23 protein-coding genes and 1 pseudogene are annotated in these 24,153 nt (G+C 28.1%); 14 read left to right on the top strand and 10 right to left on the bottom strand.

The genetic code is table 11. The annotated features are described in order from the left end of the window. Nucleotide 1 precedes the first annotated feature (1 nt). The 6 genes from ACPB8Q_RS06655 to ACPB8Q_RS06630 form a co-directional block, all read right to left on the bottom strand. Entirely contained in the window at nt 2–133 is a 132-nt protein-coding gene (locus ACPB8Q_RS06655) for a hypothetical protein (protein WP_423792401.1), read from the bottom strand. 150 nt (nt 134–283) lie between these two features. Continuing rightward, nucleotides 284–460: a hypothetical protein gene (locus tag ACPB8Q_RS06650; protein WP_423792400.1), complete on the bottom strand. Its 177-nt coding sequence runs from the start codon at nt 458–460 to the stop codon at nt 284–286. Beyond that, nucleotides 450–701, bottom strand: a complete 252-nt coding sequence (locus tag ACPB8Q_RS06645; protein ID WP_423792399.1) for a hypothetical protein — start codon at nt 699–701, stop codon at nt 450–452. Before ACPB8Q_RS06645 ends, ACPB8Q_RS06650 begins: the two co-directional genes overlap by 11 nt. Then, the gene (locus ACPB8Q_RS06640) at nt 685–990 is read right to left on the bottom strand and encodes a hypothetical protein (protein WP_423792398.1); all 306 of its coding nucleotides are present in this window, start codon (nt 988–990) and stop codon (nt 685–687) included. Before ACPB8Q_RS06640 ends, ACPB8Q_RS06645 begins: the two co-directional genes overlap by 17 nt. A gap of 2 nt (nt 991–992) precedes the next feature. Next, nucleotides 993–1,637 (bottom strand): IS6 family transposase, encoded by a 645-nt coding sequence (locus tag ACPB8Q_RS06635; protein WP_423793137.1) that lies wholly within the window; start codon nt 1,635–1,637, stop codon nt 993–995. A 115-nt stretch (nt 1,638–1,752) separates the two neighbouring features. Then, complete coding sequence (locus ACPB8Q_RS06630; protein ID WP_423792397.1) at nt 1,753–3,078, bottom strand: UDP-glucose dehydrogenase family protein; 1,326 nt, start codon at nt 3,076–3,078, stop codon at nt 1,753–1,755. A 764-nt stretch (nt 3,079–3,842) separates the two neighbouring features. On the opposite strand from ACPB8Q_RS06630, the gene ACPB8Q_RS06625 reads away from it, so the two are divergent. The 9 genes from ACPB8Q_RS06625 to ACPB8Q_RS06585 all read left to right on the top strand — a co-directional run bounded on the left by ACPB8Q_RS06625 (nt 3,843) and on the right by ACPB8Q_RS06585 (nt 13,293). Further along, nucleotides 3,843–4,163, top strand: a complete 321-nt coding sequence (locus ACPB8Q_RS06625; protein WP_423792396.1) for a hypothetical protein — start codon at nt 3,843–3,845, stop codon at nt 4,161–4,163. 73 nt (nt 4,164–4,236) lie between these two features. Further along, nucleotides 4,237–4,881 carry an IS6 family transposase gene (locus tag ACPB8Q_RS06620; protein ID WP_423792395.1) on the top strand — a complete coding sequence of 215 codons (645 nt, stop codon included), beginning with the start codon at nt 4,237–4,239 and terminating at the stop codon, nt 4,879–4,881. Between the two features lie 24 nt (nt 4,882–4,905). Beyond that, nucleotides 4,906–5,886 (top strand): glycosyltransferase, encoded by a 981-nt coding sequence (locus tag ACPB8Q_RS06615; protein WP_423792394.1) that lies wholly within the window; start codon nt 4,906–4,908, stop codon nt 5,884–5,886. A 111-nt stretch (nt 5,887–5,997) separates the two neighbouring features. After that, entirely contained in the window at nt 5,998–7,353 is a 1,356-nt protein-coding gene (locus ACPB8Q_RS06610; RefSeq protein WP_423792393.1) for a B12-binding domain-containing radical SAM protein, read from the top strand. A 9-nt stretch (nt 7,354–7,362) separates the two neighbouring features. Next, complete coding sequence (locus ACPB8Q_RS06605; RefSeq protein WP_423792392.1) at nt 7,363–7,782, top strand: hypothetical protein; 420 nt, start codon at nt 7,363–7,365, stop codon at nt 7,780–7,782. Between the two features lie 28 nt (nt 7,783–7,810). After that, nucleotides 7,811–8,830, top strand: a complete 1,020-nt coding sequence (locus tag ACPB8Q_RS06600; protein WP_423792391.1) for a glycosyltransferase family 2 protein — start codon at nt 7,811–7,813, stop codon at nt 8,828–8,830. Nucleotides 8,831–8,834: 4 nt separating this feature from the next. Then, entirely contained in the window at nt 8,835–9,446 is a 612-nt protein-coding gene (locus tag ACPB8Q_RS06595) for a class I SAM-dependent methyltransferase (protein ID WP_423792390.1), read from the top strand. A 20-nt stretch (nt 9,447–9,466) separates the two neighbouring features. Further along, a complete protein-coding gene (locus ACPB8Q_RS06590) occupies nt 9,467–10,372 on the top strand; it encodes a glycosyltransferase family 2 protein (RefSeq protein WP_423792389.1) in 906 nt (301 codons plus the stop codon). Further along, nucleotides 10,369–13,293: a hypothetical protein gene (locus tag ACPB8Q_RS06585; RefSeq protein WP_423792388.1), complete on the top strand. Its 2,925-nt coding sequence runs from the start codon at nt 10,369–10,371 to the stop codon at nt 13,291–13,293. Before ACPB8Q_RS06590 ends, ACPB8Q_RS06585 begins: the two co-directional genes overlap by 4 nt. A 63-nt stretch (nt 13,294–13,356) precedes the next feature. Here ACPB8Q_RS06585 and ACPB8Q_RS06580 read toward each other — a convergent pair whose 3' ends face one another. Next, nucleotides 13,357–14,085 (bottom strand): glycosyltransferase family 2 protein, encoded by a 729-nt coding sequence (locus ACPB8Q_RS06580; RefSeq protein WP_423792387.1) that lies wholly within the window; start codon nt 14,083–14,085, stop codon nt 13,357–13,359. A 191-nt stretch (nt 14,086–14,276) separates the two neighbouring features. On the opposite strand from ACPB8Q_RS06580, the gene ACPB8Q_RS06575 reads away from it, so the two are divergent. After that, nucleotides 14,277–15,704 carry a PGF-pre-PGF domain-containing protein gene (locus tag ACPB8Q_RS06575; protein WP_423792386.1) on the top strand — a complete coding sequence of 476 codons (1,428 nt, stop codon included), beginning with the start codon at nt 14,277–14,279 and terminating at the stop codon, nt 15,702–15,704. Nucleotides 15,705–15,712: 8 nt separating this feature from the next. Here the strand turns inward: ACPB8Q_RS06575 and ACPB8Q_RS06570 are convergent, their stop codons facing one another. Beyond that, nucleotides 15,713–16,306, bottom strand: a complete 594-nt coding sequence (locus ACPB8Q_RS06570) for a hypothetical protein (protein ID WP_423792385.1) — start codon at nt 16,304–16,306, stop codon at nt 15,713–15,715. Nucleotides 16,307–16,394: 88 nt separating this feature from the next. On the opposite strand from ACPB8Q_RS06570, the pseudogene ACPB8Q_RS06565 reads away from it, so the two are divergent. Next, nucleotides 16,395–17,769 (top strand): annotated as a pseudogene (locus tag ACPB8Q_RS06565) (mannose-1-phosphate guanylyltransferase/mannose-6-phosphate isomerase). A 4-nt stretch (nt 17,770–17,773) separates the two neighbouring features. Here ACPB8Q_RS06565 and ACPB8Q_RS06560 read toward each other — a convergent pair. Together ACPB8Q_RS06560 and ACPB8Q_RS06555 are read right to left on the bottom strand one after the other, a co-directional pair. Further along, nucleotides 17,774–19,834 carry an alpha-(1->3)-arabinofuranosyltransferase domain-containing protein gene (locus ACPB8Q_RS06560; RefSeq protein ID WP_423792384.1) on the bottom strand — a complete coding sequence of 687 codons (2,061 nt, stop codon included), beginning with the start codon at nt 19,832–19,834 and terminating at the stop codon, nt 17,774–17,776. Further along, a complete protein-coding gene (locus ACPB8Q_RS06555; protein WP_423792383.1) occupies nt 19,831–21,024 on the bottom strand; it encodes an oligosaccharide flippase family protein in 1,194 nt (397 codons plus the stop codon). Before ACPB8Q_RS06555 ends, ACPB8Q_RS06560 begins: the two co-directional genes overlap by 4 nt. 235 nt (nt 21,025–21,259) lie before the next feature. Between ACPB8Q_RS06555 and cfbD the strand changes: the two genes are divergently transcribed. From cfbD to ACPB8Q_RS06540, 3 genes are read left to right on the top strand one after another with little or no spacing between them, the layout of a single operon-like run. Continuing rightward, on the top strand, nt 21,260–22,309 hold the full coding sequence (gene cfbD, locus ACPB8Q_RS06550) for a Ni-sirohydrochlorin a,c-diamide reductive cyclase catalytic subunit (protein ID WP_423792382.1): 1,050 nt from the start codon (nt 21,260–21,262) through the stop codon (nt 22,307–22,309). Between the two features lie 6 nt (nt 22,310–22,315). Continuing rightward, nucleotides 22,316–23,524, top strand: a complete 1,209-nt coding sequence (gene hmgA, locus ACPB8Q_RS06545) for a hydroxymethylglutaryl-CoA reductase (protein ID WP_423792381.1) — start codon at nt 22,316–22,318, stop codon at nt 23,522–23,524. Nucleotides 23,525–23,527: 3 nt separating this feature from the next. After that, nucleotides 23,528–24,151: a stage II sporulation protein M gene (locus ACPB8Q_RS06540; RefSeq protein WP_423792380.1), complete on the top strand. Its 624-nt coding sequence runs from the start codon at nt 23,528–23,530 to the stop codon at nt 24,149–24,151. Nucleotides 24,152–24,153: the final 2 nt, after the last annotated feature.

Raw genomic sequence — 24,153 nt, 5'->3', positions numbered from 1 at the left:
ATCAACTAAAAAATTTACCAATAATCTCTGGTAATGCTATTATTATCATATCCCACCTAACTAAATCAATATCTTTTTTAAGTTCTGTTTTAGTTAATAAAACATCCTCCTTAGCTGCTAACTCATACCTCAACTCATCCTTTAACTCCTTCTTTATAACTATCCTTTCATCCTTAAATTTTTGTTCAATTCTCTGCTTATTTTCCTTTATAAACTCTTCTACTATCTATATATCAAAAAATTTATTGATAAATAGTGAATTTTTAAATTTTTTATTACATATTTACCGGCCCTTTTTTGATATTAGTGACATTAAATTTCTTTTTCTAAAGTGATTCTTTTTTATTTCTTCTAAAAGATTTTTAAATTCATCTTCATCATGTTCCTTTAGAATCTCTAATAAAGAAACAGCAGATTCATAACCAAACTGTGTCTTTTCATCAATATATTTATAAATCAAATTTTTTATTATTGGGAATTATGGATTTCTCATCATAATCTAATAAAAGTTTTCTTATTACATTTATTAATTCATGTCTATGAATATCATATTTAACTAACTCTTTATAGGTTTTAAGCAATAATTCTTTATCATTTAATTCCATAGCAATGTAATATTTAGTATATGAATCTGCATATTTGAATAGTTTTCTTAATAAATCATCTTTATCCTCAGGATTCACTTTAATAATTGACATCATATATAATGTTTGGGATGTATCTGAATTTATATTTTCTAAATAATTCAACGACTTTATCATATTCATTAGCAAAATAATAATATTTAATGAGGTCATTATACAACCTATTTTTAGTGGCATATTTTATAGCTTCATCTTTATCTATTGACAAAAGTAATTCAAATTTTTTGCTTCTACTTAGCCCACTATTGATTATTCTTTTTATTGATTCTTCTTTACTCTTAGTTTTTGATAATAACTCAATATAATCATCTTCATCTAAATAATCTTTTAATATATCTACAGACACTGTCAAGTTAACGACTTCAACCAATTGTAGAACATCATGAAACTTTTAATCCAGCTAACAACTGTATCGAATTTGCTGTTATTAGGAAACCTATTATAAAATGCTTTAGTTCTTCGTTTGAGTAGTGAGAAAAAGCTTTCTACACAATTTCTCAGTCCGAATCTGACTCTTTCAAATTCTAAACCCAATCTTTGCAATGCCCACGGATACCATCTTCCACCATCGACCAAAATCTTCGGCTTATTAGAGCAAAATTTTAATATACTCTTAACGAATAATATAGTATCGAGGCAGTTTCTTGTTTCAGAAACATAAACTCCCAAGCACTCTTTCGATTCAACATCAATAGCAGACCATACGTAAATATTTTCATTTCCAATCTTTAGTTTGGTCTCATCGATTGCAATTGCGTATCTTTCCTTTCTTTCAGGTTCGTTTAAAACATCTTTAATCTTGTGATAATAAGTCCTAACCGACTCATGGCTTATACTTTCGAATTGGGAACGAAACAAACTTACCTTCCTCAACGATAGTCCAAGATAATACAAAATCCCAGCTAAGATTTTAACTTCTATCGACTTCTTATTCCTTTTAAAAATCTTCTCCTCTTCGATTCTCTCCTTTAAGACTTCTATCGTGAGCTTTATATTTTATTATTTTTTATCAATTATTAATAAAAGCTTAACTTGACACTCTCTACTATTCCAGTACTAAATATGGGAAATGAAGAATTTACTATTAATTAAATAAAGTTTATTGTTTTCATCTACCCACCCCATAATATTTGAATCCTAATTTTTTAATCTTTTTAACATCCAAAACATTTCTTCCATCAAATACAACTTTTTCTTTAACTAAATTTGCAATTTTTTCCCAATCTTCTTTATTAAAATCATACTCAACAGTTATTATTATTCCATCGACATCTTTAACTGTCTCATACAAGTCATCCAACACATACAAATTATAGCCGTAAAATGCCTTTGACTTATTCAATTTATACATATTAGTTGTATTTTCTCTTGCTTTTTCCACATAATCAAACCCTTTAACAATTGCTCCACTATCTAAAACCATATCTATCAATTTTATAGCCCTACTTTCTCTCAAATCATCAGTATTTGGTTTAAAAGCCAAACCTAAGATAGCAAAGGTCTTTCCATTTAAATTTCCATAGTAATTTTTAATTTTCTCAAAGAACCATTTTATTTGTTCTTCATTAACTCTATCCGTAGCTTTAATTAATATCGGCTCTATATTATTGTTTTCAAATTGTTTTATTAATGCTTTGACATCCTTGGGGAAACAGCTTCCACCATAACCAATTCCAGCATTTAAGAACTTATTACCGATTCTTGGGTCTAATCCCATAGCATAGCTTATGTTTTTTATATCAGCTCCTACTTTATCTGCTAATTTTGCTATCTCATTTATGAATGATATTTTTGTTGCTAAGAATGCATTTGATGCATATTTTATTAACTCTGCTGTTTCCCAATTTGTTATTACAAATGGAACATTTTTCCCTTCAAAATAATTATAAACTTTTTTCATAATCTCAATTGGCTTTTTCTTATCTAAACTTTCAAATCCTAAAATTATTCTCTCTGGATTGAAAAAGTCATAAACAGCAATTCCTTCCCTTAAAAATTCAGGATTTGAAACAACATCAACATTATAACCTCTTAAGAGTTCTTTCACTTTCCTATTTGTTCCTACTGGAACAGTAGATTTTATAACAATAACTTTATAATCTTCTTTATCTATTGTTTCTTTTATTTTTTCAACTGCTGAAAATAAAAATCTTAAATCAGCATTACCATCTTTATCTTGTGGAGTCCCAACACATAAAAATATAACTTCAGAGTCTTTTATTGGCTCATAAGATGTTGTAAAAGTTAAATTTTTATTTACATGTTTTTTTAATAGCTCTTCTAATCCTTCTTCATACAAAGGACATTCTCCACTATTTAATGCTTTAACTTTTGATTCATCAATATCTATTCCTACAACTTCAAAACCAAACTCTGCTAAACCAACTGCTTGTATTATACCAACATATCCAGTTCCAATAACTGAAATTTTCATTTAAATCCCCTAAGTTTATAATCTTATAAGACACTGTCAAGTTACCGACATCATCCTTATTGTAAAACATCATAAAGCTTTTGTTTCCAACAGTCTCTGATAAAAATATTAACCTTAGTTCCCATCAAACAGATATATTTATATATAATTTTATGTAATTATAGATTACTACAAAAAATATTGGGAGGTGATAATATCACCGATAAATCAAAAATTCCGAAGATTAAGCGTTTAATAAAACTTATGCGGACTAAGTTTCACCTGATAGTTACTAAATATAAATCGCCATACACCCGCAGAGAAAAAATATCTTTCTTGGACTTAATAATCTTTTCGGTTCTATTGTATGGTATACTTCGGTGGGTGTATAAAAAGGGATATGAATTTTTAATCGAAGAGTTGGGGTTATTTCCGAAAATAAGATACAACAAATTAGTTGAACGATTAAGTAGATATGAAGAACTATTATTTGAAATTCAGAGGGTCTTTTTAAACAAAAAACTGTTTGTTATTTATAGATACAATTCCAATTGAAACGAAAGAACTTGTAAGAAAAAACAGACATAATAAAAGAGGAAAATCAATGTTAATTAAAAAAGATGGAACAGTCGGGTTTAATGCATCAAAAAAACGTTATTATTTTAGATATAAAGCAACTTATATCACCGATGGTTTATATCTAATGCTGATATTCATTAATCCTGCAAATCAACACGACTTAGATATTTTAAAAGAAAAATTTCAGATGGTTTATTCGAGAATTTATGAACTGTAGTATAATCGGAGATAAAGGTTATATGGATAAAGGTTTTGAAAATTTATTAAGAAATGGAAAAGTTTATTTCGAAGCGATAAAAAGAAAAAACATGATTAAATTGTTTGTAGAGAGAAAAAAGTATAAAATATTGAATAAGTTGAAAAAAAGCATCGAAACTAACTTCTCAGAGTTAGTTACAATGTTCCCTAAGCATATTCGAGCTGTAAGCAAGAAAGGTTTAAGCGTTAAGCTCTTACTCTTCACAATCACATATAACCTTAAATATTGGGGCTATTTATTAAATGATAAAATATATATTTTTGACTAATATATATTAACCTTACTATAGTGAGAGTGTCAAGTTAAGCTTTTATTAATATATCGATAAAAAATAGTAAAATATGAAGCTCACGATAGAAGTCTTAAAGGAGAGAATCGAAGAGGAGAAGATTTTTAAAAGGAATAAGAAGTCGATAGAAGTTAAAATCTTAGCTGGGATTTTGTATTACTTTGGACTATCGTTGAGGAAAGTAAGTTTGTTTCTTTCCCAATTCGAAAGTATAAGCCATGAGTCGGTTAGGACTTATTATCACAAGGTTAAAGAGGTTTTAAACGAACCTGAAAGAAAGGAAAGATACGCAATTGCAATCGATGAGACCAAACTAAAGATTGGAAATGAAGTTATTTACGTATGGTCTGCTATTGATGTTGAATCGAAAGAGTGCTTGGGAGTTTATGTTTCTGAAACAAGAAACTACCTCGATACTATATTATTCGTTAAGAGCATATTAAAATTTTGCTCTAATAAGCCGAAGATTTTGGTCGATGGTGGAAGATGGTATCCGTGGGCATTGCAAAGATTGGGTTTAGAATTTGAAAGAGTCAGATTCGGACTGAGAAATTGTGTAGAAAGCTTTTTCTCACTACTCAAACGAAGAACTAAAGCATTTTATAATAGGTTTCCTAATAACAGCAAATTCGATACAGTTGTTAGCTGGATTAAAAGTTTCATGATGTTCTACAATTGGTTGAAGTCGTTAACTTGACAGTGTCTTAGGAGGTTAAGGTATATGGATAAAGTTTCTATTATCATCCCATGTAAAAATATTAATAAATATGCGAAAGATTGTATTAGAAAATGTAAAGAATTAAATTATCCAGATTTTGAAATTATTGTCTTACCAGATTATATAAATAATGAGGATATAGTAGACGATAAAGATGTAAAAATAATACCTACTGGGAAAGCGTCTCCAGGAAAGAAAAGGAATATTGGTGTAGAAAATTCTTCTGGAAATATTGTAGCTTTTATAGATGATGATGCGTATCCTATAAAAGATTGGCTGAAAAATGCTGTTAAATATTTAAAAGATCCTAAAGTGGCTGCTGTGGGGGGACCTGGAATAACGCCTCCTGAAGATAGTGATATGCAGAAAGTTAGTGGATACATATATTCATCATTTTTGATGGGGGGATTAAAAAATAGATACAAGATGGGGAAACCTTACGAATCTGATGATATCCACTCGTGTAACTTTATAGTAAAAAAAGAAATATTTGAAAAAGTTAGATGGAATGAAGAATACTGGCCTGGAGAAGATACTTTAATATGCTTAGAAATAAAAAAATTGGGGTTTAAAATGATAGAGGCTCCTGATGTTATAGTTTATCATCACAGAAGACCGTTGTTTATTCCACATCTAAGACAGGTATATAGATTTGGGTTGCACAGAGGACATTTCTTTAAGAAATTTCCAGAAAATTCAAGAAAATTAATTTATATAGTTCCCTCCCTGTTGGTGGGCATGTTTGTGTTTTGGATTGTTAGTTTGATATTAGCTTTATATCTGCCTATAGTGAAGTATATTGCCCTGTTCATGTCTTTAATAATGTTGGTGTATGTTATTTTAGCATTTGTAGCGGCATTAGACCAAACCAAATCTCCTAAATTGTTAATATTAACTTGGATTGGGATTATACTCACACACTTGGTTTATGGTATTGGGTTTATTATTGGATTATTAAAGAAAGATTTAAGAAAAAGGTGGTAATTTATGAAAATTAGTATATCTTACCCTCCATTGGAAAGTGAAAAAGGAGTTCCGTTACTTTCACAAAATAGGCAATTTCAATGGTTTAGTGAGCCTACTTATATATATCCTATGGTCCCAGCTTATGCGGCAACTCTATTAAAGCATAATGGTTATGATGTGGTTTGGGATGATGGAATTGCTGAAGAAAAAAGCTATGATAAATGGTTAAATGATATTATAAATGAAGAACCTGATATTATAGCGATAGAAACAAAAACTCCCGTGGTTAAAAAACATTGGAAAATAATTAACGAGTTAAAAGAATATCTGCCAAAAACTAAGATAGTTTTGATGGGTGATCATGTTACTGCATTGCCGTTAGAGTCATTTGAAAATTCTAAAGTAGATTTTGTAATAACTGGTGGAGACTATGATTTTATGCTTTTAAATTTGGTTAAATGGTTGGAAGGAAAGGATAACCTTGAACCTGGGTTTTATTATAAGGATGAAGATGGGCATATAAAAAATACTGGAAGGTTTATATTAAATCATGATTTAAATTCACTACCATTTATAGATAGAGATTTAACAAAATGGTGGCTTTATGCATATAAAAATGGAAATTACAAAAGAACTCCTGGAACTTATACAATGGCTGGAAGAGATTGCTGGTGGAGAGAGAATGGGGGATGTAGTTTTTGTGCTTGGACAACATTATATCCAAATTATAGGGTAAGAAATCCAGAGTTATTAGTTGATGAAATTGGGATGTTAATTGAAAAGTATAAAGTTAAAGAAATTTTTGATGACACAGGTTCATTTCCATCAGGAGAATGGCTAAGAAAGTTTGCAAATATGATAATTGAGAGGGGCTATAACGAAGAAATATATATTGGATGCAATATGAGATTTGGAGCATTAACTAAAAAAGATTATGAACTTTTAGCAAAGGCAGGATTTAGAATGATACTCTGTGGTTTGGAATCTGCAAGTAATGAAACATTGAAAAGGATAAATAAAGGAGTAACTGTAGAGAGGATTACAGAAGAGCTAAAATGGGCTTCAGAGGCTGGATTAGAGCCACATATAACGATAATGGTCGGTTATCCTTGGGAGACAAAAGAAGAAGCTATGAAAACTGTAAAGTTAGCGAGATGGCTGTTTGAGAAGGGTTATGCTTCAACTTTACAAGCCACTATAGTTGTTCCATATCCCGGGACTAAGATGTTTGAAGATATGAAGGAGCAAGGATTGTTAATGACTTATGATTGGGATGATTACGATATGAGGAAGCTTGTTATAAAAGCTCCAATAGATGATAATGATGTTAAAGAATTAACAAGAGAATTGTATAAATCGTTCTTAACCCCTAAATATGTGATGAGAAGGATTTTATCAATTAGAAGTAAGGAAGATTTAGAATTTATATTAAGAGGGGCTAAGAAGGTTATAGGTCATTTAAAGGATTTTTCTCCTTCAAATTAAGGTAGAAGTATGATGCCCCAATATCATCTTATAGCGTCTATTATTTTAGCATTGATATATTATGTATCGACAAGTTCTTTAGATGGTGCTTTATTTTGTTTCATCTTTGGATTTTTTGTTGATGTAGACCATCTTATAGATTTTTGGATATATAAAAAGAAAATAATCTTTAGTAAAGAAATTTTTGAGCATTTTTATGAAAAGTTTGGAAAAGTAATTGTGTTATTTCATTCCCTTGAATTTGTGTTTTTGTTAATTTTATTTGGTTTTTTGTTTCCTAACTTATCTAAATGTTTATTTGGGGCTTCTATTGGGTTGTTATCTCATTTAATATTAGATTTTAGTAGTTATGAATTGCATCCTTTAAGTTACTTTCTGGTTTATAGGATTTTTGTAAAGTTTGATAAAAAATATGTATGTGCTAAATAATAGTAAAGACAACTGAGGTTGATAAAAAATGGAGTGTCCCTCTATAACAGTAGTTATTCCAACATATAACTCAGAAAAAACTCTTGAGATGTGTCTGGAATCTATAGTTAATCAAGATTATCCAAAGGATAAAATTGAAATAATCATTGCCGATGGAGGGTCTGTAGATAGAACCTTAGAGATAGCAAGAAGATATACGGATAAAATATTTAATAATCCTTTAAAAACGGGGGAGGCTGGAAAAGCCGTTGGAGTTAAAAAAGCTAACGGAGATATTATTGCATTAATTGATTCTGATAATATACTACCAACAAAAGATTGGTTTAAAAAAATGATAAAACCATTTATTGAAGATGAGGAAATAGTTGGCTCAGAACCGCTTTATTATACTTACAGAAAGGAAGATGGTTATATAACTCGATATTGTGCTTTAATAGGAATGAACGACCCTTTATGTCTATACATGGGAAACTATGATAGGTATTGTTTGATAACTGACAAATGGACAGAATTAAATATCAAAGAGGAAGATAGGGGAGATTATTTAAAAATTGAGATTAATGAGAGAGAAATACCAACAATTGGTGCTAATGGATTTATGATAAGAAGAAAAATGCTTAAAAAATGTTCAATAGATGATTATTTGTTTGATATTGATGTTGTGTATGAGTTAGTTAAGCAAGGATATAACAAATTTGCTAAGGTTAAAGTTGGAATAATCCATATATTCTCTGGTAGTATATCTACCTTTATAAGAAAACAGAGAAGAAGGATTAAAGATTATTCATACTATAAAAAATTGGGATTAAGAAAATATCCATGGTCATCACTTAGCAGAGGCAAACTTTTAAAGTTTATTGTTTATACGGTATTTATATTACCGTTATTATTTCAAGTTATTAAAGGTTATAGAAAAAAGCCAGATGTAGCTTGGTTCTTTCATATCCCAGCCTGCTGGATAACTTTGTTGGTTTATGGATTTGGAACTTTACAGAATTATTTGTTTGGGGTTAAACCTGAAGATAGAAGTAAATGGAAACAAGGTTGATAAAATGAATAATGAAATTTTTGGTAGGTTGAGAGTTATTAAAGAACTAACTTCAAATATTAATGGATTTTCATTAAATATTGGTTGTAAAGAAACCCGATTTGGAAGTATAAATGTAGATATTGATCCTAATGTAAATCCCGATATAGTTGCAGATGTCTTGAACTTACCATTTGAAGATAATACTTTTGATCTTGTTTATTTTACAGATGTAATTGAACATCTACCAAAAAATAGTGAGTTGAAGGCATTATCAGAAATCTATAGAGTTCTAAAGCCAAACGGTATTTTAATCTTAACAACTCCAAATGATAGACCTATTTATACGTATTTAGACCCTGCAAAGTATATTTTAGGACATAGGCATTATAAAGTAAAGACCCTTATTAAAATGGTTGAAAATGTTGGATTTAAAGTAGAAGATGTTTTTACTGCAGGCGGTTTTTGGGAGTTATTGGGTATTTTATGGTATAGTTTTATAACATATCCAATTACTAAAATTTTTAAAGTGAATTTACCTTATGCTCCAAAGCTATTACTAAAGAAAATAGATATTGAGTATAATTTAAGGAAAAAAGATAGTGGATACACCATATTTATTATTGCTAAAAAATAAATCATAATGTGGTGTAAAAAATGAACAAATTACCATTAGTTTCTATTATCATAGTAACACATAATCGACTTGATAAACTTAAGATTTTATTAGAATCATTAGTATCTGATAACTATCCAAAAAAAGAAATAATTGTTGTAGATAATGCATCTACTGATAATACTCCCGATATTATTAAGAAATACTGTGAAAAATTTCCTTATATTTTCTATGTAAAGAATGATAAAAATTACTTTCCAGCCAAAGGCAGAAACATAGGAGCAAAATACGCTAAAGGGAAGTATTTGTTCTTTATAGATGATGATGGAGCTGTTGATAAAGATACTATAAACAAGCTTGTTGAAGTATTGGAAAGTGATGAAAAAGTGGGCTTAGTAGCACCAGTAATATTGTATTGGAATAGCGATATAATCTGGTGTGCAGGGGGATATAACGATTTATTTACAAGTTTAACAAAATATTTGCATAGAAATAAAAAGCTAAGTGAAGTAAATCTTCCAAAACAACCTTATGAAATAGACCACATGCCCCATACTTTCATGGTGAGAAAAGAATGCTTTGATAAACTTGGAGGTTTTTATGAAAAATATAAAATTATGTATGAAGAAAGCGAATTAGCTATTAGAATAAAAAAATTAGGGTATAAAGTTTTAGCAGTTCCTTCTGCAATAGCATACCATAACATCCCTATAGAAACGGACAACTCAAGAAATTTAGGATTGCATAGATGGGATAGGGTATATTTATTGGCAAGAAATAGGGTTATATTTATGAAAAGAAATGCACCAAAAACACACTATATAATATTTTTACTAACTTTTAATTTAGTTATAACAATGTATTATTTGTATGTGTTATTAAAACTTGGAAAAACTGAGTTTATCGGTGCATACTTAAAGGGTGTGTTGGAGGGGATGGTGGAATGATTAAAACAGTCAAATCAATTAACAAAAAATTAGCATTTGTATTTTTATTTTACATTTTTCTTAGTTTTTTTAGCATACATAATTTTTTGGTAAATAATGGCACAGTTGGACATAACTGGGATTGGTCATTTCCATCAACATCAATTAGTGCAAATACTTTAATAAAAAAATCTTTTTTTGTATATGATGAAAATTGTTTTGGTTTTGAAATTGGGTATTTTATAACTAACATCCCATATTGGATCATTCAAGGAATTTTATGTGAGATATTTGGGGGAGGTTTAACATCCAAGCTTTTTATATCTCTTATTTTAAGCATCTCATCTATTTCTATGTTTTATTTAATATACAATATTATTGTATCTTACTCAGAGCAAAAATTAGATTCTAATATAATATATATTGCTTCGTTTTTTGGAGGGTTGTTTTACGGATTTTCACCCTATTTATTTAATGAAATTATTGGGGGAGCATACACCCAATTAATATCATATTCGATTTTTCCATTGATACTCCTTTACTTCAGACGTATTATTATAACAAGTAAAAAACCCATTAGGGACTTAATAATATTTGTTTTGCTATTTTCAGCTATAACAATGTCTCTACAAAAATTATTTATTTTTATATTTATTATAATGATATATATAACACTAAATATAAAAAAAATAAAAATTAATAAAATTTTTTTGTTATTTGTTTTTCTCATGATTTTACTACTGAATGCGTGGTGGTTATTTTATTTTATTAATTTTTTAACATCTACTCAAATAGAATACGCAATTTCACAACCAAAAATGCAAGTATATATGTCATTTGCACATAATGTTCCAGATACTTTTCTTGCATTTACGACTTCGGGGTATTTTGATAGACATTTTTATACGCACGTAGTACTTGATTTTTTTGGATCTGTAGGGTATTTCATTTTGATAGCCCCTGTTATATTATGTTTATTAGGTATAATGTTTAAAGATAATAAAACTACAAAGTTTGGAATATATGGGGAATATCTCTTTTGGTATTTCGTATTCCTAATTGGTGTTGGTTTATCATCAGGATTAAAGGGTCCTCTTAAAAATGTTTTAAGTAATGTAATATCCTATATGTTTTTGTTTAGATCCCCTCAACATTTAATTTTTATTGCTACTTTAGGACTATCGATTTGTGTAGGGCTTTCAATTTTTCTAACTTTAAAAAAGCTAAATAATATAAAAACAAAAAAATTAATGTTAATAATAGCCATTTTGATATTTCTATTACTTAATATTCCTACATACTTATCTGGAGATTTTTCTTATAACTATCTTTCAGATAACTACCATAAGCTATGGGCGAAGGTAAATGTTTTTGAAACTCCTGAAGAATATAAAAAAATTCAACTATTGTTAAAAAACGATAAAAAAGACATACGAGTTATGTATTTACCAATGGTTGCTTCACCTTACTACCTTAAAACTTTTTATCAGACTGAAGGTCAGGGAGGAGATCCAATAATATTATATTCTCCAAAACCCACATTATATTCAGATCTTTGTATATTTAACAGAGATTTTATTAGAATTCTCGAAAAAAATATATACACTTCAACTAATATCTCAAAAGTTAAAAAAATTTTATATATGTTAAATATAAAATATATAGTATTAAGAATGGATGTTTTACCATGGCACACTCCAAATAAAAATCTATATAATTTAGAATTAATAAATAAACAACTTGATAATAAACTCTATATCATTAATAATAGCACTTCGCATAATAGATATGTTAAGATATATTCATTGAAATATAGCTTACCTAAAATATATTCTGTTAGAAATATAGTGTTCTTAAATAGTAGCCTTAATGACATGTTCATAATACTAAGCTTGGATGACTATGAAATTGAAAACAACATAATAATCCTTTCTAACCAAACAAATAAAGAACAGTGGCAATTCCTTAAAAATTACAATAATTCAATAATCATAACTAAACACACAATATCTATAAAACCAACCAATGGAAATAAAAATCCATTCAGCTGGAATAATTTATCAAACAATTCTATAGATGCAAGATACTATATAGGATGGAAATCAGTTATAAGAACAGATGGAAAAGAACTAAATGATACTCTGACTTTCTCATCCCTAAAAACATGTCCATACAAATTCCCACCGTATAGTTCAACTGGCTGGAGTGCCTATAATTCAACACTAATCTACATTAAAACTGGTTCTAAACCATTAATAATTACTAAAATAGATGAAAATGGAAAACAAATAGATGATATTATAGGAGTATGGTGGGAAACTGACTGGATGGGTATGGGGACAAAACCCATAAACTTTCCAATTGTAATCCCCCCAAATCAAAGAGCAATAATACAAATTAATCATATAATCAAAGATAATAATATAACCTTGCACACATTAGATTTAACTAACTTAACTAAACTAAATGAAATTAAATCTTCAACTCCAACAATAACCTTCAAAAAAATCAACCCAACAAAATACATTGTATCAGTAGAAAACGCTACACAACCATTCTTCCTGGTGTTCTCTGAATCATATCATCCACAGTGGAAAATCTACATAGAAGATAAATCAACTAACTTTAACCAAATAATGGCAGAATATCCAAAAGTTCATGTGAAAGAGGCTAAGCATGACTGGTATAGATTTACTCCGGGGGATATAATCTACTTATTTAAAAAACCAGCTGTAAATGAAACTTTCCACTTCATAGCAAACGGTTTTGCAAACGCATGGTATATTAACCCAAAAGAATTTGATAAAAATAAGGATGGTAGATTTACAATAATCATATATTTCTTACCACAGAGTTTATTCTACTTTGGATTATTCATAAGTGGAGCAACACTATTATGCTGTATAACCTACTTACTTTATAACTGGAAAAGAGAAAAATAGGTAATCAAATTTAAAACAAAAACTAAATAATCTATTAAATTTAAAATAGATTTTTAATTTAATTTATTTCAACCTCATTTTTAACTTAATAATATCTTTTCCCATACTATAAATTATATTAATTAATTTTAATCCATTTAGATTATTTCCATTATCCTCTTTAACAACAATACATGGGCTATCTTTTATTGTATATCCTTTTCTTCTTGCCAAAACCAATAAAGAAACATCAAAGGAATATCTATAAGATAAATTCAACCTTTCAAACTCTTTAAATAAATCTTCTAAAATTTCTTTTTTAAACATCTTAATTCCAGTTTGAGTATCTTTAACTTTAAGCTCTGGAAACATCAAATTTACATAAAATACAAACCCATAGCTTAGGAACTTCCTTAATTTTGGATATTTAACAATACTTTTTCTATTTTTTCTATTTCCAATAATTATATCAATATTATTGTTTTTAATTTTTTCAATAAACCACTTTAATGTTTCAGGACGACACTCTAAATCACTATCCAACAATGCCACATACTTCCCATTGCAAAATTTTAACCCATACTTTAATGCATAACCCTTACCTCTATTTTTCTCATATCCTACAACCTTTAAATTATTAAATTCTTCTTCTAACTTTTTAGCAATCTCATAAGTTTTATCTACAAAACCATCAACTACAACAATAATTTCAAAATCTTTACAAAATTTACTAACTATTCTTTCAACTTCTCTAATGGAATGTTCAATAAATCTTTCTCCTCTATAACAAGGCATAATTATAGATAATCCCATCAGCCTCACCATTTCAAATATAGAAATATCACAAACATTTATATATAATATTAATTACTATAACTAGTATAAACCCAATATTACCCATAAATTTTCAATACCATAAATTTTATATATTTATAAAGTTAATTAAGATTTTATATATTCTTATTTCTTTCTAAGACTTATGATTCTATATTTTGGGGGAGATTATGACTCCTATAAATAAAGACAAGAAGACATTATCAAGTATAATAATAACGCTAAGTATTGTAGCTATGCTAATATTGATACAACCCATGGCGGGAATACAGGTAAGTTTTGAAAATCTACCTTCAAGTTGTAATGTAAATGAAGAGGTTAGTTTCAAAGCAAAAATAGAAATCCAAAGTCAAGAATGGTCAGATATCCAAAATATAACATTAACAATATCAAAAGATGGAAAAGTTGATAAAGTAAATATTCCGATTAATTTAACTCCAAATGCAATTGTTGTTCAAAATATAGAGCTATACAACACTTCAAGTGAGATTATTGAAATAAAAGTAGATTCAGAAACTAATGCTGTTTCAGGATATGGTTATGGATATGATTATATAAATGAATCAAGATATGGGTATATTACTTACCAAACAGGATATGGTTACGGATATAATTATGGCTACATAACTGGCTATGGTTACGGATACAATGTCATAAATAGTTTAAATTCTGCATTTATTGTTTATGATATAAAATGGAAACCAAAATCTGCTGGAACTTACAAAATAAAATTAGAAGTTGTAGTTAAAAAATCTGATGGTGAAACAGTTTTATTTACAAAAGAACAAAGTATTGAAGTAAAAGAAACAACTACAACAACACATTATACATCTGGACATTATACATCTGGTGGTGGAGGCGGCATAGCAATATCCTCCGAAGAAACTGAAACTCCAGGAGTTGTTGCAAAAGTAGAAATAAAAACTCAATTTGAACCAGGAAAACCAATAGAAATATCAATACCATTTGAAAAAGCAAAAGAATTAGGAATACTTGGATTAACACTTGAGTATCAACAACAAGTCCAAGCAAAAGTAATGATTGCAAAATTAGCATCACTACCATCAACAATAGAAAAGCCAGCAATTGCTAAGGACATATACAACATCATTGAAATAAAGGTTATAGATGAAGCTACAGGAAAAGAAATTGAACCAAAAGGTTGGATTAAGTTTATGGTATCAAAGAAATGGCTTAAAGAAAAAGGATATAACCCAGATGATGTAGTAATGTTAAGATACCACAATGGATGGGAAACTTTAGAAACCCAAAAATTAGGAATTGAAGATGCAGAAAATATATATTATAAAGCATACACTCCAGGATTTAGTATTTTTGCTGTAGCAATTAAAGCAGAAGAAGAGAAACCTACTACAACTGAAGAAGAAACTACAACAAAAACAACAACAATCAAAGAAGGAAATAAATCCTCAAAGCCAACCACAATCGAGGAAAAAACTACAACAACAAAAGAAGTAACAACACAATCAGTAACAGAAGAAACAAAAGGATCTCCATGGACAGCAATCATAATGGTAATAGCTGTATTGGTAATTATTGGAGTGGGAGCATACTTATTTATAGGTAAGAAAAAATGAACAATTAACTAATATCTTTTTTTTTTATTTTTTAATTCTATTATAATGTATATTAATGCAATTGCAATAATTACAATATCCAAATATTTAAAATAATATTTAATATCACTTGTATAATGAACAGCTAATCCAAGAAATAGTAGAGATGCAAATGTTTGAATAATATTTATTTTGTCATTAATTTTTTCTTCTAAAACATAAATTATGAATTCATTAATTACTCCAAGAGTCAAAAAGTAATAACTTAAAATAGCAATTGCATTCGCATAATTTTCATTATTTTTTATTAAAGAAATTGCAGAGTATATTAGAAGAATAATTGCTATAAGAACAAACTTTTGACCTAATGAAAAAGATTTTATTTGAGAATGGAATTTCTTAAATAAATCATATGTTACTGTTTTCACTTTTGGAAGATACAGTAAAATAAGCATTATTCCCAAAATCACCAATACTACTTGTATATTTACCTTTATAATATATAAGTTGTAGGTAATGTTAGTTTGTAAATAGATGTATGTCATTATAAATAAATATATAAATAACATAATAATAAATACATTTAAAATTACATCTCTAATGTCTTTAATTTTATCTACCATAAATGTCACCAATTTTTGGAAAATTTTTATTTAATAATCAGAATAATAATATTTTAATTTATAAGATAAATAATAAAAAAGTGATAAAATGAAATCTATCATTTTGGCTGGTGGTATAGGTAGTAGATTATTCCCACTAAGTAGAGAATATTACCCGAAACAATTTATAAAATTCAAAGCATTTAGAAAATCACTTTTTCAACTAACATTTGAAAGGACTTTAAAACTATCAGATATAAATGATATATACATAATTACAAATGAAAAGCATAAGTTTTTGGTTTTGGGTCAGATAAAGGAGTTAGGTTATAATTTTAAAGAAGAAAATATTTTAGTTGAACCTATTGGAAAAAATACCTTACCAGCAATATATTATGGGCTAAAGTTATAAAGGATAGGGATGGAGATAATGTTGTAGCTGTTTTCCCTTCAGACCATTTAATTAAGAATGGAGATGAATTTGTGAAATCTGTTAAAGAAGGAGTTAAGTTGGCAGATAATTATTTAATAACCTTTGGAATTAAGCCTAATAGACCTCATACAGGCTATGGTTACATAAAACCTGGAATGAAATTGGATGTTGGTTATAAGGTAGATGAATTTAAAGAAAAACCTGATTTTGAGACTGCTAAGAGATATATAGAGAGAGGATATTTATGGAATAGTGGAATGTTTCTCTTTAAGACTGATATTTTTGAAGAGGAAGTTAAGAGATACTGTCCAGAAATTTGTAAGGCATTTAAAGAGGGCAATATAGAGGAGGTTTATAAAAAAGTTCCTGATATTTCAATAGATTATGGAATTATGGAGAAATCTGATAGAGTTGCTGTAATCCCTCTAAATATAAGATGGAGTGATTTAGGTAGTTTTGATGCCATATATGAGGTTTTTAATAAGGATAAAAATGGAAATATTATTTATGGGGAGAATGTTGTTTTAAATTCGAGAAATAACCTAATATATACTCATGAAGGGAAGTTAGTTTCTTTGATTGGAATCGATGATTTAATTGTTGTTGATACGAAAGATGCTTTATTAATTTGTAATAAGGGAGAAAGTCAGAAAGTTAAAGATGTAGTTAAATATTTAAAACAAAAAGGTAATGAAAGGGTTTTATTCCACAAGAAAGTTTATAGACCGTGGGGATGTTATGAGGTTTTAGATGAGGGAAGATTTTATAAAGTTAAGAAAATAACTGTTCTACCTGGAAAAAAGCTGAGTTATCAATTACATTACCATAGGAGTGAGCACTGGGTTGTTGTTAAAGGTATGGCTAAGGTAACTATTGAGGGAAAAGAAAAATTTGTTAGAAGTGGAGAAAGCATCTTCGTTAGAAGAGCGGTTTAAAGCATAGGTTAGAAAACCCTGGAAAGATTCCTTTGGAGGTTATAGAGATACAGGTTGGAGAGTATTTGGGCGAGGATGATATTGTAAGATTTGAGGATGACTGGAATAGAAAATAGAGGTTTATTTGGTTTTTAAGTTTAGTTTCTCTTTAATTAAACATACGATACATAACATTAGAGATATCAAGGAAATTATATAAGAAGGTAAGCACACTTTATAAAACCTTTCATAAGTTATGATATATTTATTTTCATTTTCTTTTATTTCATAGGCATTGACAACGCCATAAGCGTTTAAAGGTTTTTTTCCATTTAACACCCAATCTTTTGAGTATTCGTTTGTGAATATTATGTATTTTAAAGGCTTATCTTCAATAACATATTTTGCAGGATTTATTTCTTTGTAATTTAATGGCTTCCATTTGTCTGAGGCTTTATTAGTTCCATTTCCTATTAAAATTAATTCTTTTGATATATCCTCTTTATTACTTAAGTTTATTAATTCATCAAAATTTTTTACATATTTAATTCCTTCAACTGAATAAATCTTTCCTTTATACCTTTCGTTTTTAAACACATAGAAATTTTTTGTTTCTAAGATTAATTTTAAATCTTTCTGTTTAAATAAGAAGTTGTAGTTTTTATAATCCACTTCTTTTGTAAGTAAAATATATTTTACTCCAAGAGGAGCTACTAAAGAACCAAAATTCTCTATTCTATCTTTATTTTGTAAGATGTGATTGATATAGTTCTGATATGGAGTATAAACTTCAGTATATATTCCAGGAACTTCAATATTTTTTGCTGATATAACATATTTGTCAAAAAATGTTTGTGCTGGGTTTGCTATTCTTTTATCTTTATTTGGAACCCAATGGATGTCCATGTATAAGTGCCAAGGAAAAAATAGGATGTTAAAATCATCTTTATCTTTATTTAAGAATGTATTTACTTGATACCAATCTTTTGGATAGTCAGTAGGTTTAATTTGATTATCAAAGGCGTTAAAGAATGTAAATGAATAAATTAGAGGGACTAAAATAAAGAAAACTACTACGGCTTTTTTTATTTTATCTGATTTTATATTTTCAATTATCTCTTTTAATCCAAACGCTCCTAAAATTGAGTAGGATAAAGCTATCAAGGTAACAAATTTATGAGTATCCCTCATCCCTTTTAGAATAAATATGTTGTCAAAAAGAAATTGAAATATATCTTTGAAAGGTCCTGTTACACCTGTAGCAAATAATAATCCAGTTAGCCAAATAAGAGCAAATGATATTATGTAAATATTAACTTTTTTGTTTTTATAGTAGCTTATAAATCCATGAATTGAGAGGAAGAAGATTATAACAAAAAGTATTTCCCAAAATGGGAGGTAATCTTTTGCATAAGTATAAGCCGGTCTCCAAAATCCATACATACTCGCCAATGTAAATAATGCTGAGAAAGAATCAATCTTTGGAGCAAATACATACAAATCATGAATTGTTATATAATTTACCAATGACGAAGACTTTGCTGTTAGTAATGGTATTAACCAGTAGAGATTTAATACTGTAAATGATATTGAAAATAAACCAACAGGTTTTAATAGCTTTATAGATTTTTCTCTTGCTAATTTTATGATTAATATTATACCATAAGCCATGAAAGCCATGAACAGTGTGTGTGCATTGAAAGCAATCAATGAAGTTATTAATGTTGCTTTTATAATGGACCTTTTATCTCTATTTTCTAATAACTCTATAAAGTATTTTATTCCCAATGGTAATAAGCTGTATGCAAATAAAATAAGCCAATGACCTACTATTATTCTTATATAAGTGTAGGGATTAATCATATACAAAATACCTGCATAAAAACTTCCAACTTCTGAGTTAGTTAATTTCTTTGCTAATGAATAAGCTGAAAATCCACTGAAAAATAGTATAAATAATAATAGTAATTTTTGAAAGACATCTGCTGGAATTAAATTAGATAATATATCAAAGGGTAGAGTTCCTCCATATGATGGGACAAAAAAACCATAAAAATGCATAATAAAAATTTGATTGTTTAACTTTGGTAATGTGTCTAATAAAAAAAAATATTTATTTGAAGAAATTGGAATTAAGATTATTAAAGATAATATAAAATAAATTATTGGAATTTTATATTTTTTAAATTCTTTTATATTCATATTCTCCCTCTAACTATTAATAAAAATGGAATTTGAACAATAACAGACAACATTGATACTACTAAAACAACATTTACTATTTGATTTATATTTTGATGGAACAAAGTAATTCCAACGATTTCAATTATTAAGGTTAAAGTTAGAGCGTATGATATCCTTGTTATCCCCAATGATATGAGATAGTTCATAATCAACCCAGAAATTGCAAAGAAAAACATTGCTAAACTATATTTAAATAAATATGGTATTGCTTTTAAATATTTCTCTCCAAATATAATTTTTATAGTTAGCTCTGGGAAAAGTCTAAATAATATTAATGTAGGTAAAGTTAATATAACAGTCAATATTAGTGCCTTTATAAATAAATTGAAATGATTAAGCCCTTTTTCTTTTAGTTCTGATGCTTTTGGAAATAAAACTACTGCTACACCTCCTGGAGCAAATAAAATTATTTTTCCTAATACAGAAACTGAGGAATAAATCCCCGCTAAAAAATCAGTTAAATAGTGTTTTGCTAATATAGTATCTATTGAGTATGACGTAGTATTTGCCAATAATGCTAATAAAGTTAAGGTTGAATATTTATAAAGATTAGGAATTGTAAATGTTTCAGGTTTTATTTTTATTAAATCCTTTAGGAAATAAAAGGAAATAATAAAAATAATTATATTTGCTACTAAAAAAGGCACTAACGCCCCACTAACACTAAAACCAAGATAAACTAATAAAACACCTAATATAAACTTTAATAATGCCCATAATGTCTGAGTAATTCCTAATTGAACAAATCTTTGTAATCCTTGTAAGATACCCTGATTTGTTGGCAAGGAATAAGCAAATAACAGGGACGAAAATAATATTAACGCTGGTATTGGTGAAGATAAATGCAAATAATTAGAAATTAAGGGAGTTACTATAAAAAATAAAATTGTTGTTATTATTCCAAATATAAAAGATTTTTTTAAAGCATATCTCCAAAAATAGGAAATTTTATTAAGTTGATTTTTTGCATTTAATTGTGATGTATATTTTGTAATAGTAGTTTGAACCGTTGCAGATAAAACACTAAAAATATAAAAAATATTTATTAAGGAAAATAAAATTCCGTAATCTTCTGGAATTAATAATCTTCCCATAAAAAGTTGATAGAGATAGTTAAAAAATGCTGTTAATAAACTAAAAAATATCATTATTAGACTATGTCTCGTTAATTTCTGCCCCATAGTTATCACCATATGTATTAATTAAAGCATTATTTTTAATAGTTTTTAACTATGCAAAATATACAAATATAAATATAACACGATTCTAAAACTATTCAAATAGATTAAATAATATCTTTCTGGAAATATCTGGTAGTATATATTTTTTAATAACAATTATTTACTTTTACAACTATACAATAATTTTTTGGAGGATACAACTATGATTTTTCATCCAAGGCCTTCTCCAATAGCAGGAGCAATGTATCAGCTTAGAGATTTAGGAGTAGATGCTATAATTATACATGGACCATCTGGATGTTGTTTTAGGACAGCAAGATTGTTAGAGTTAGATGGTGTAAGAGTATTCACTTCTTCAATTTCAGAGAATTCTGTTGTCTTTGGAGCTTATGAAAACTTAAAAAATGCATTAGATTATGCTATCAACTACTTAAAAAAAGAAAATCCATTAATTGGAATAGTTGGAACTTGTGCAAGTATGATTATAGGAGAAGATTTATGGAGCATTGCTGATGAGTATAAAGAGGCAACAATAATTCCTGTAGAGGTTTATGGAGGTTATGAAGATAATACAATTGGAGCTATAAAAGCAATGGAATCAGCTCTAAAAATTGGATTAATTGATGAAGAGGAATTCAATAGGCAGAAGTATCTTTTAGAGAAAGCTACAGAACTTGAAAAGAGTAGAGGAATGGCTAAAAGTAGATACCTTAAACCTTGCTATGAAGATGATTTAGATGAAGTTATTAAAGTTTTAAAAGAGTTAAAAGAAGAAGATAAAAAAATAGCATGTGTTTTAAATGCTAAAAAAGAAACTTCTTATTTATTTGCTCATCCTTTAATTGTCCTAAATAAATATTTTAAATGTATAAATTTAGGAAACTTAGATATAAATAAAGGACTACCAAAGGTTAGGAATGATGCTAAAAACATATTAAAATTTTTCAAGCCAGATTATATAATTGGTGGATTAGATGAGTATGCAATAACAGGAGAGAATGCTATCAAAATTTTAAAAAAATTAGATATTTCTGCTGTTGTAGTTGCAGGAATTCCTCATGCTTTGCCAGTTGAGGAGTTAGATAGTAGTATTATAAAAATAGCTGTTTCAGATGGACCAAGGACATACTATCCAATAAAAGAGATTTATGACTATGCAATTGTTGAGTTAGATGCACATGCAAAAGTTTTAGGTAAAAGAGAAGTGGTAAAATCAAGATTTGGAGAGATTTTAGAGTATGCTTTAAGGTGAAAGTTTATGGATGAAATGTTAAAAAAACTTTTAAATAAAGAAATAAAGCCATATCAGTTAGATAAACTGGTTGGATATAAAAAAGCAACTGAATTGAGAAGGAAATATTTAGAAATAAAAACTAATACAAAGTTAGAGCATATAAAACACTATTCAATTGATGAGGAACTTGCTATTAAAAAGAATATAGAGAATATGATTGGAGCTATTCAGATTCCTCTTGGTTTTGCTGGACCATTAAAAGTTAATGGTGAATATGCAAAAGGAGAATTTTTTATACCATTAGCAACAACTGAGGGAGCATTAGTAGCATCAGTTAATAGAGGCTGCTCAATAATTACAAAATGTGGAGGGGCAACTGTAAGAATATTGGAAGATAAAATGACAAGAGCACCATGCTTTAAAACAAAGAGTGTTGTTGATTGTATAAAAGTTAAAGAATGGATTATAAAAAATTTTGATAGAATTAAGGAAGTTGCTGAATCTACAACAAGACATGGAAAACTTATAAAAATTCAACCTATTTTAATAGCTGGAAGATATATATATCCAAGATTTTGCTATACTACTGGAGATGCTATGGGAATGAATATGGCCACTATTGCCACAGAAGAGGCATCTAATTTTATTGTTGAAGAATTAAGGAAAGAAGGTATAGATATAGAGTTGATAGCTGTAAGTGGTAATGCCTGTGTAGATAAAAAACCTGCTGGAATAAATATAATAGAGGGAAGAGGTAAGAGTGTAGTAGCAGAAGTTTTTTTAAATAGAGAAGAAGTAGAAAGATATTTAAAAACAACTCCTGAAAGAATAGCAGAAGTAAATAGATTAAAAAATTATATAGGTTCAGCTATAAGTAATAGTTTAGGGTTTAATGCACACTATGCCAATATAGTTGGGGCTATATTCTTAGCTACTGGACAAGATGAGGCTCATATAGTAGAAGGCAGTTTAGGTATAACTATTGCAGAAGTAGATGAAGATGGATTATATTTTTCAGTAACTCTACCAGATTTACCATTAGCTACTATAGGTGGAGGGACAAGAGTAGAAACACAAAGAGAGTGTTTAGAAATAATGGGATGTTATGGAGATAATAAAGTTAAAAAATTTGCTGAAATTGTTGGAGCTGCTGTTTTAGCTGGAGAACTTTCTTTATTAGGGGCTTTGGCATCACATCATTTAGGTAAGGCACACCAAGAACTTGGTAGATAAACAATGATAGATGAAGCATATAATTTAATGAAAATTATTGACACTATAAAAGAAATTTTTAGTTTTAGGGAAATTATTAGGAGTGTTTATAAAAATAAAAATGTTATTTTAGGAGTTTCTATATTTTTTATTTTAAGTTTTATTGTTTCATATATTTTAATTGAATTTGTTCCAAAATTCACATACTTTGGGGATTTATTATTTAACAATTTTAAACTACAAGTTAAAAACTTAGGATTTTCTAAGGATATGAACAACTTTGAAATTGTATCTATTATCTGGAAAAATAATTTAAGAGTTTGTTTAATGAACTATATAATAGGTTTCTTTTCATTATTTGTCTTACTTGTAAATACTTATTTACTTTCTTATGTTCTCTACAAATTTGGAGAAAAGACATTTATTTATCTAATTTTACCTCATGGAGTTATAGAAATTCCAGCTTTAATACTATCTGTATCAGCAGGAATATTATTATATTATGGAGTTATCCAGTTTATTATTAATAGAAATAGCTATTATCTAAAAGAATCTATTAAACTCCTATTATTTTCAATTATTTTATTTTTAATAGCTGGAATAGTTGAAGGTTTTGTAACATACAATATAGCTAAGTCATTTGGTTGATA

The sequence above is a fragment of the Methanocaldococcus indicus genome (assembly GCF_049554935.1).
GTDB classification, from domain to species: Archaea; AGJL01; Methanococci; order Methanococcales; family Methanocaldococcaceae; genus Methanocaldococcus; species Methanocaldococcus indicus.
This window is presented reverse-complemented; position numbering and strand designations above follow the sequence as displayed.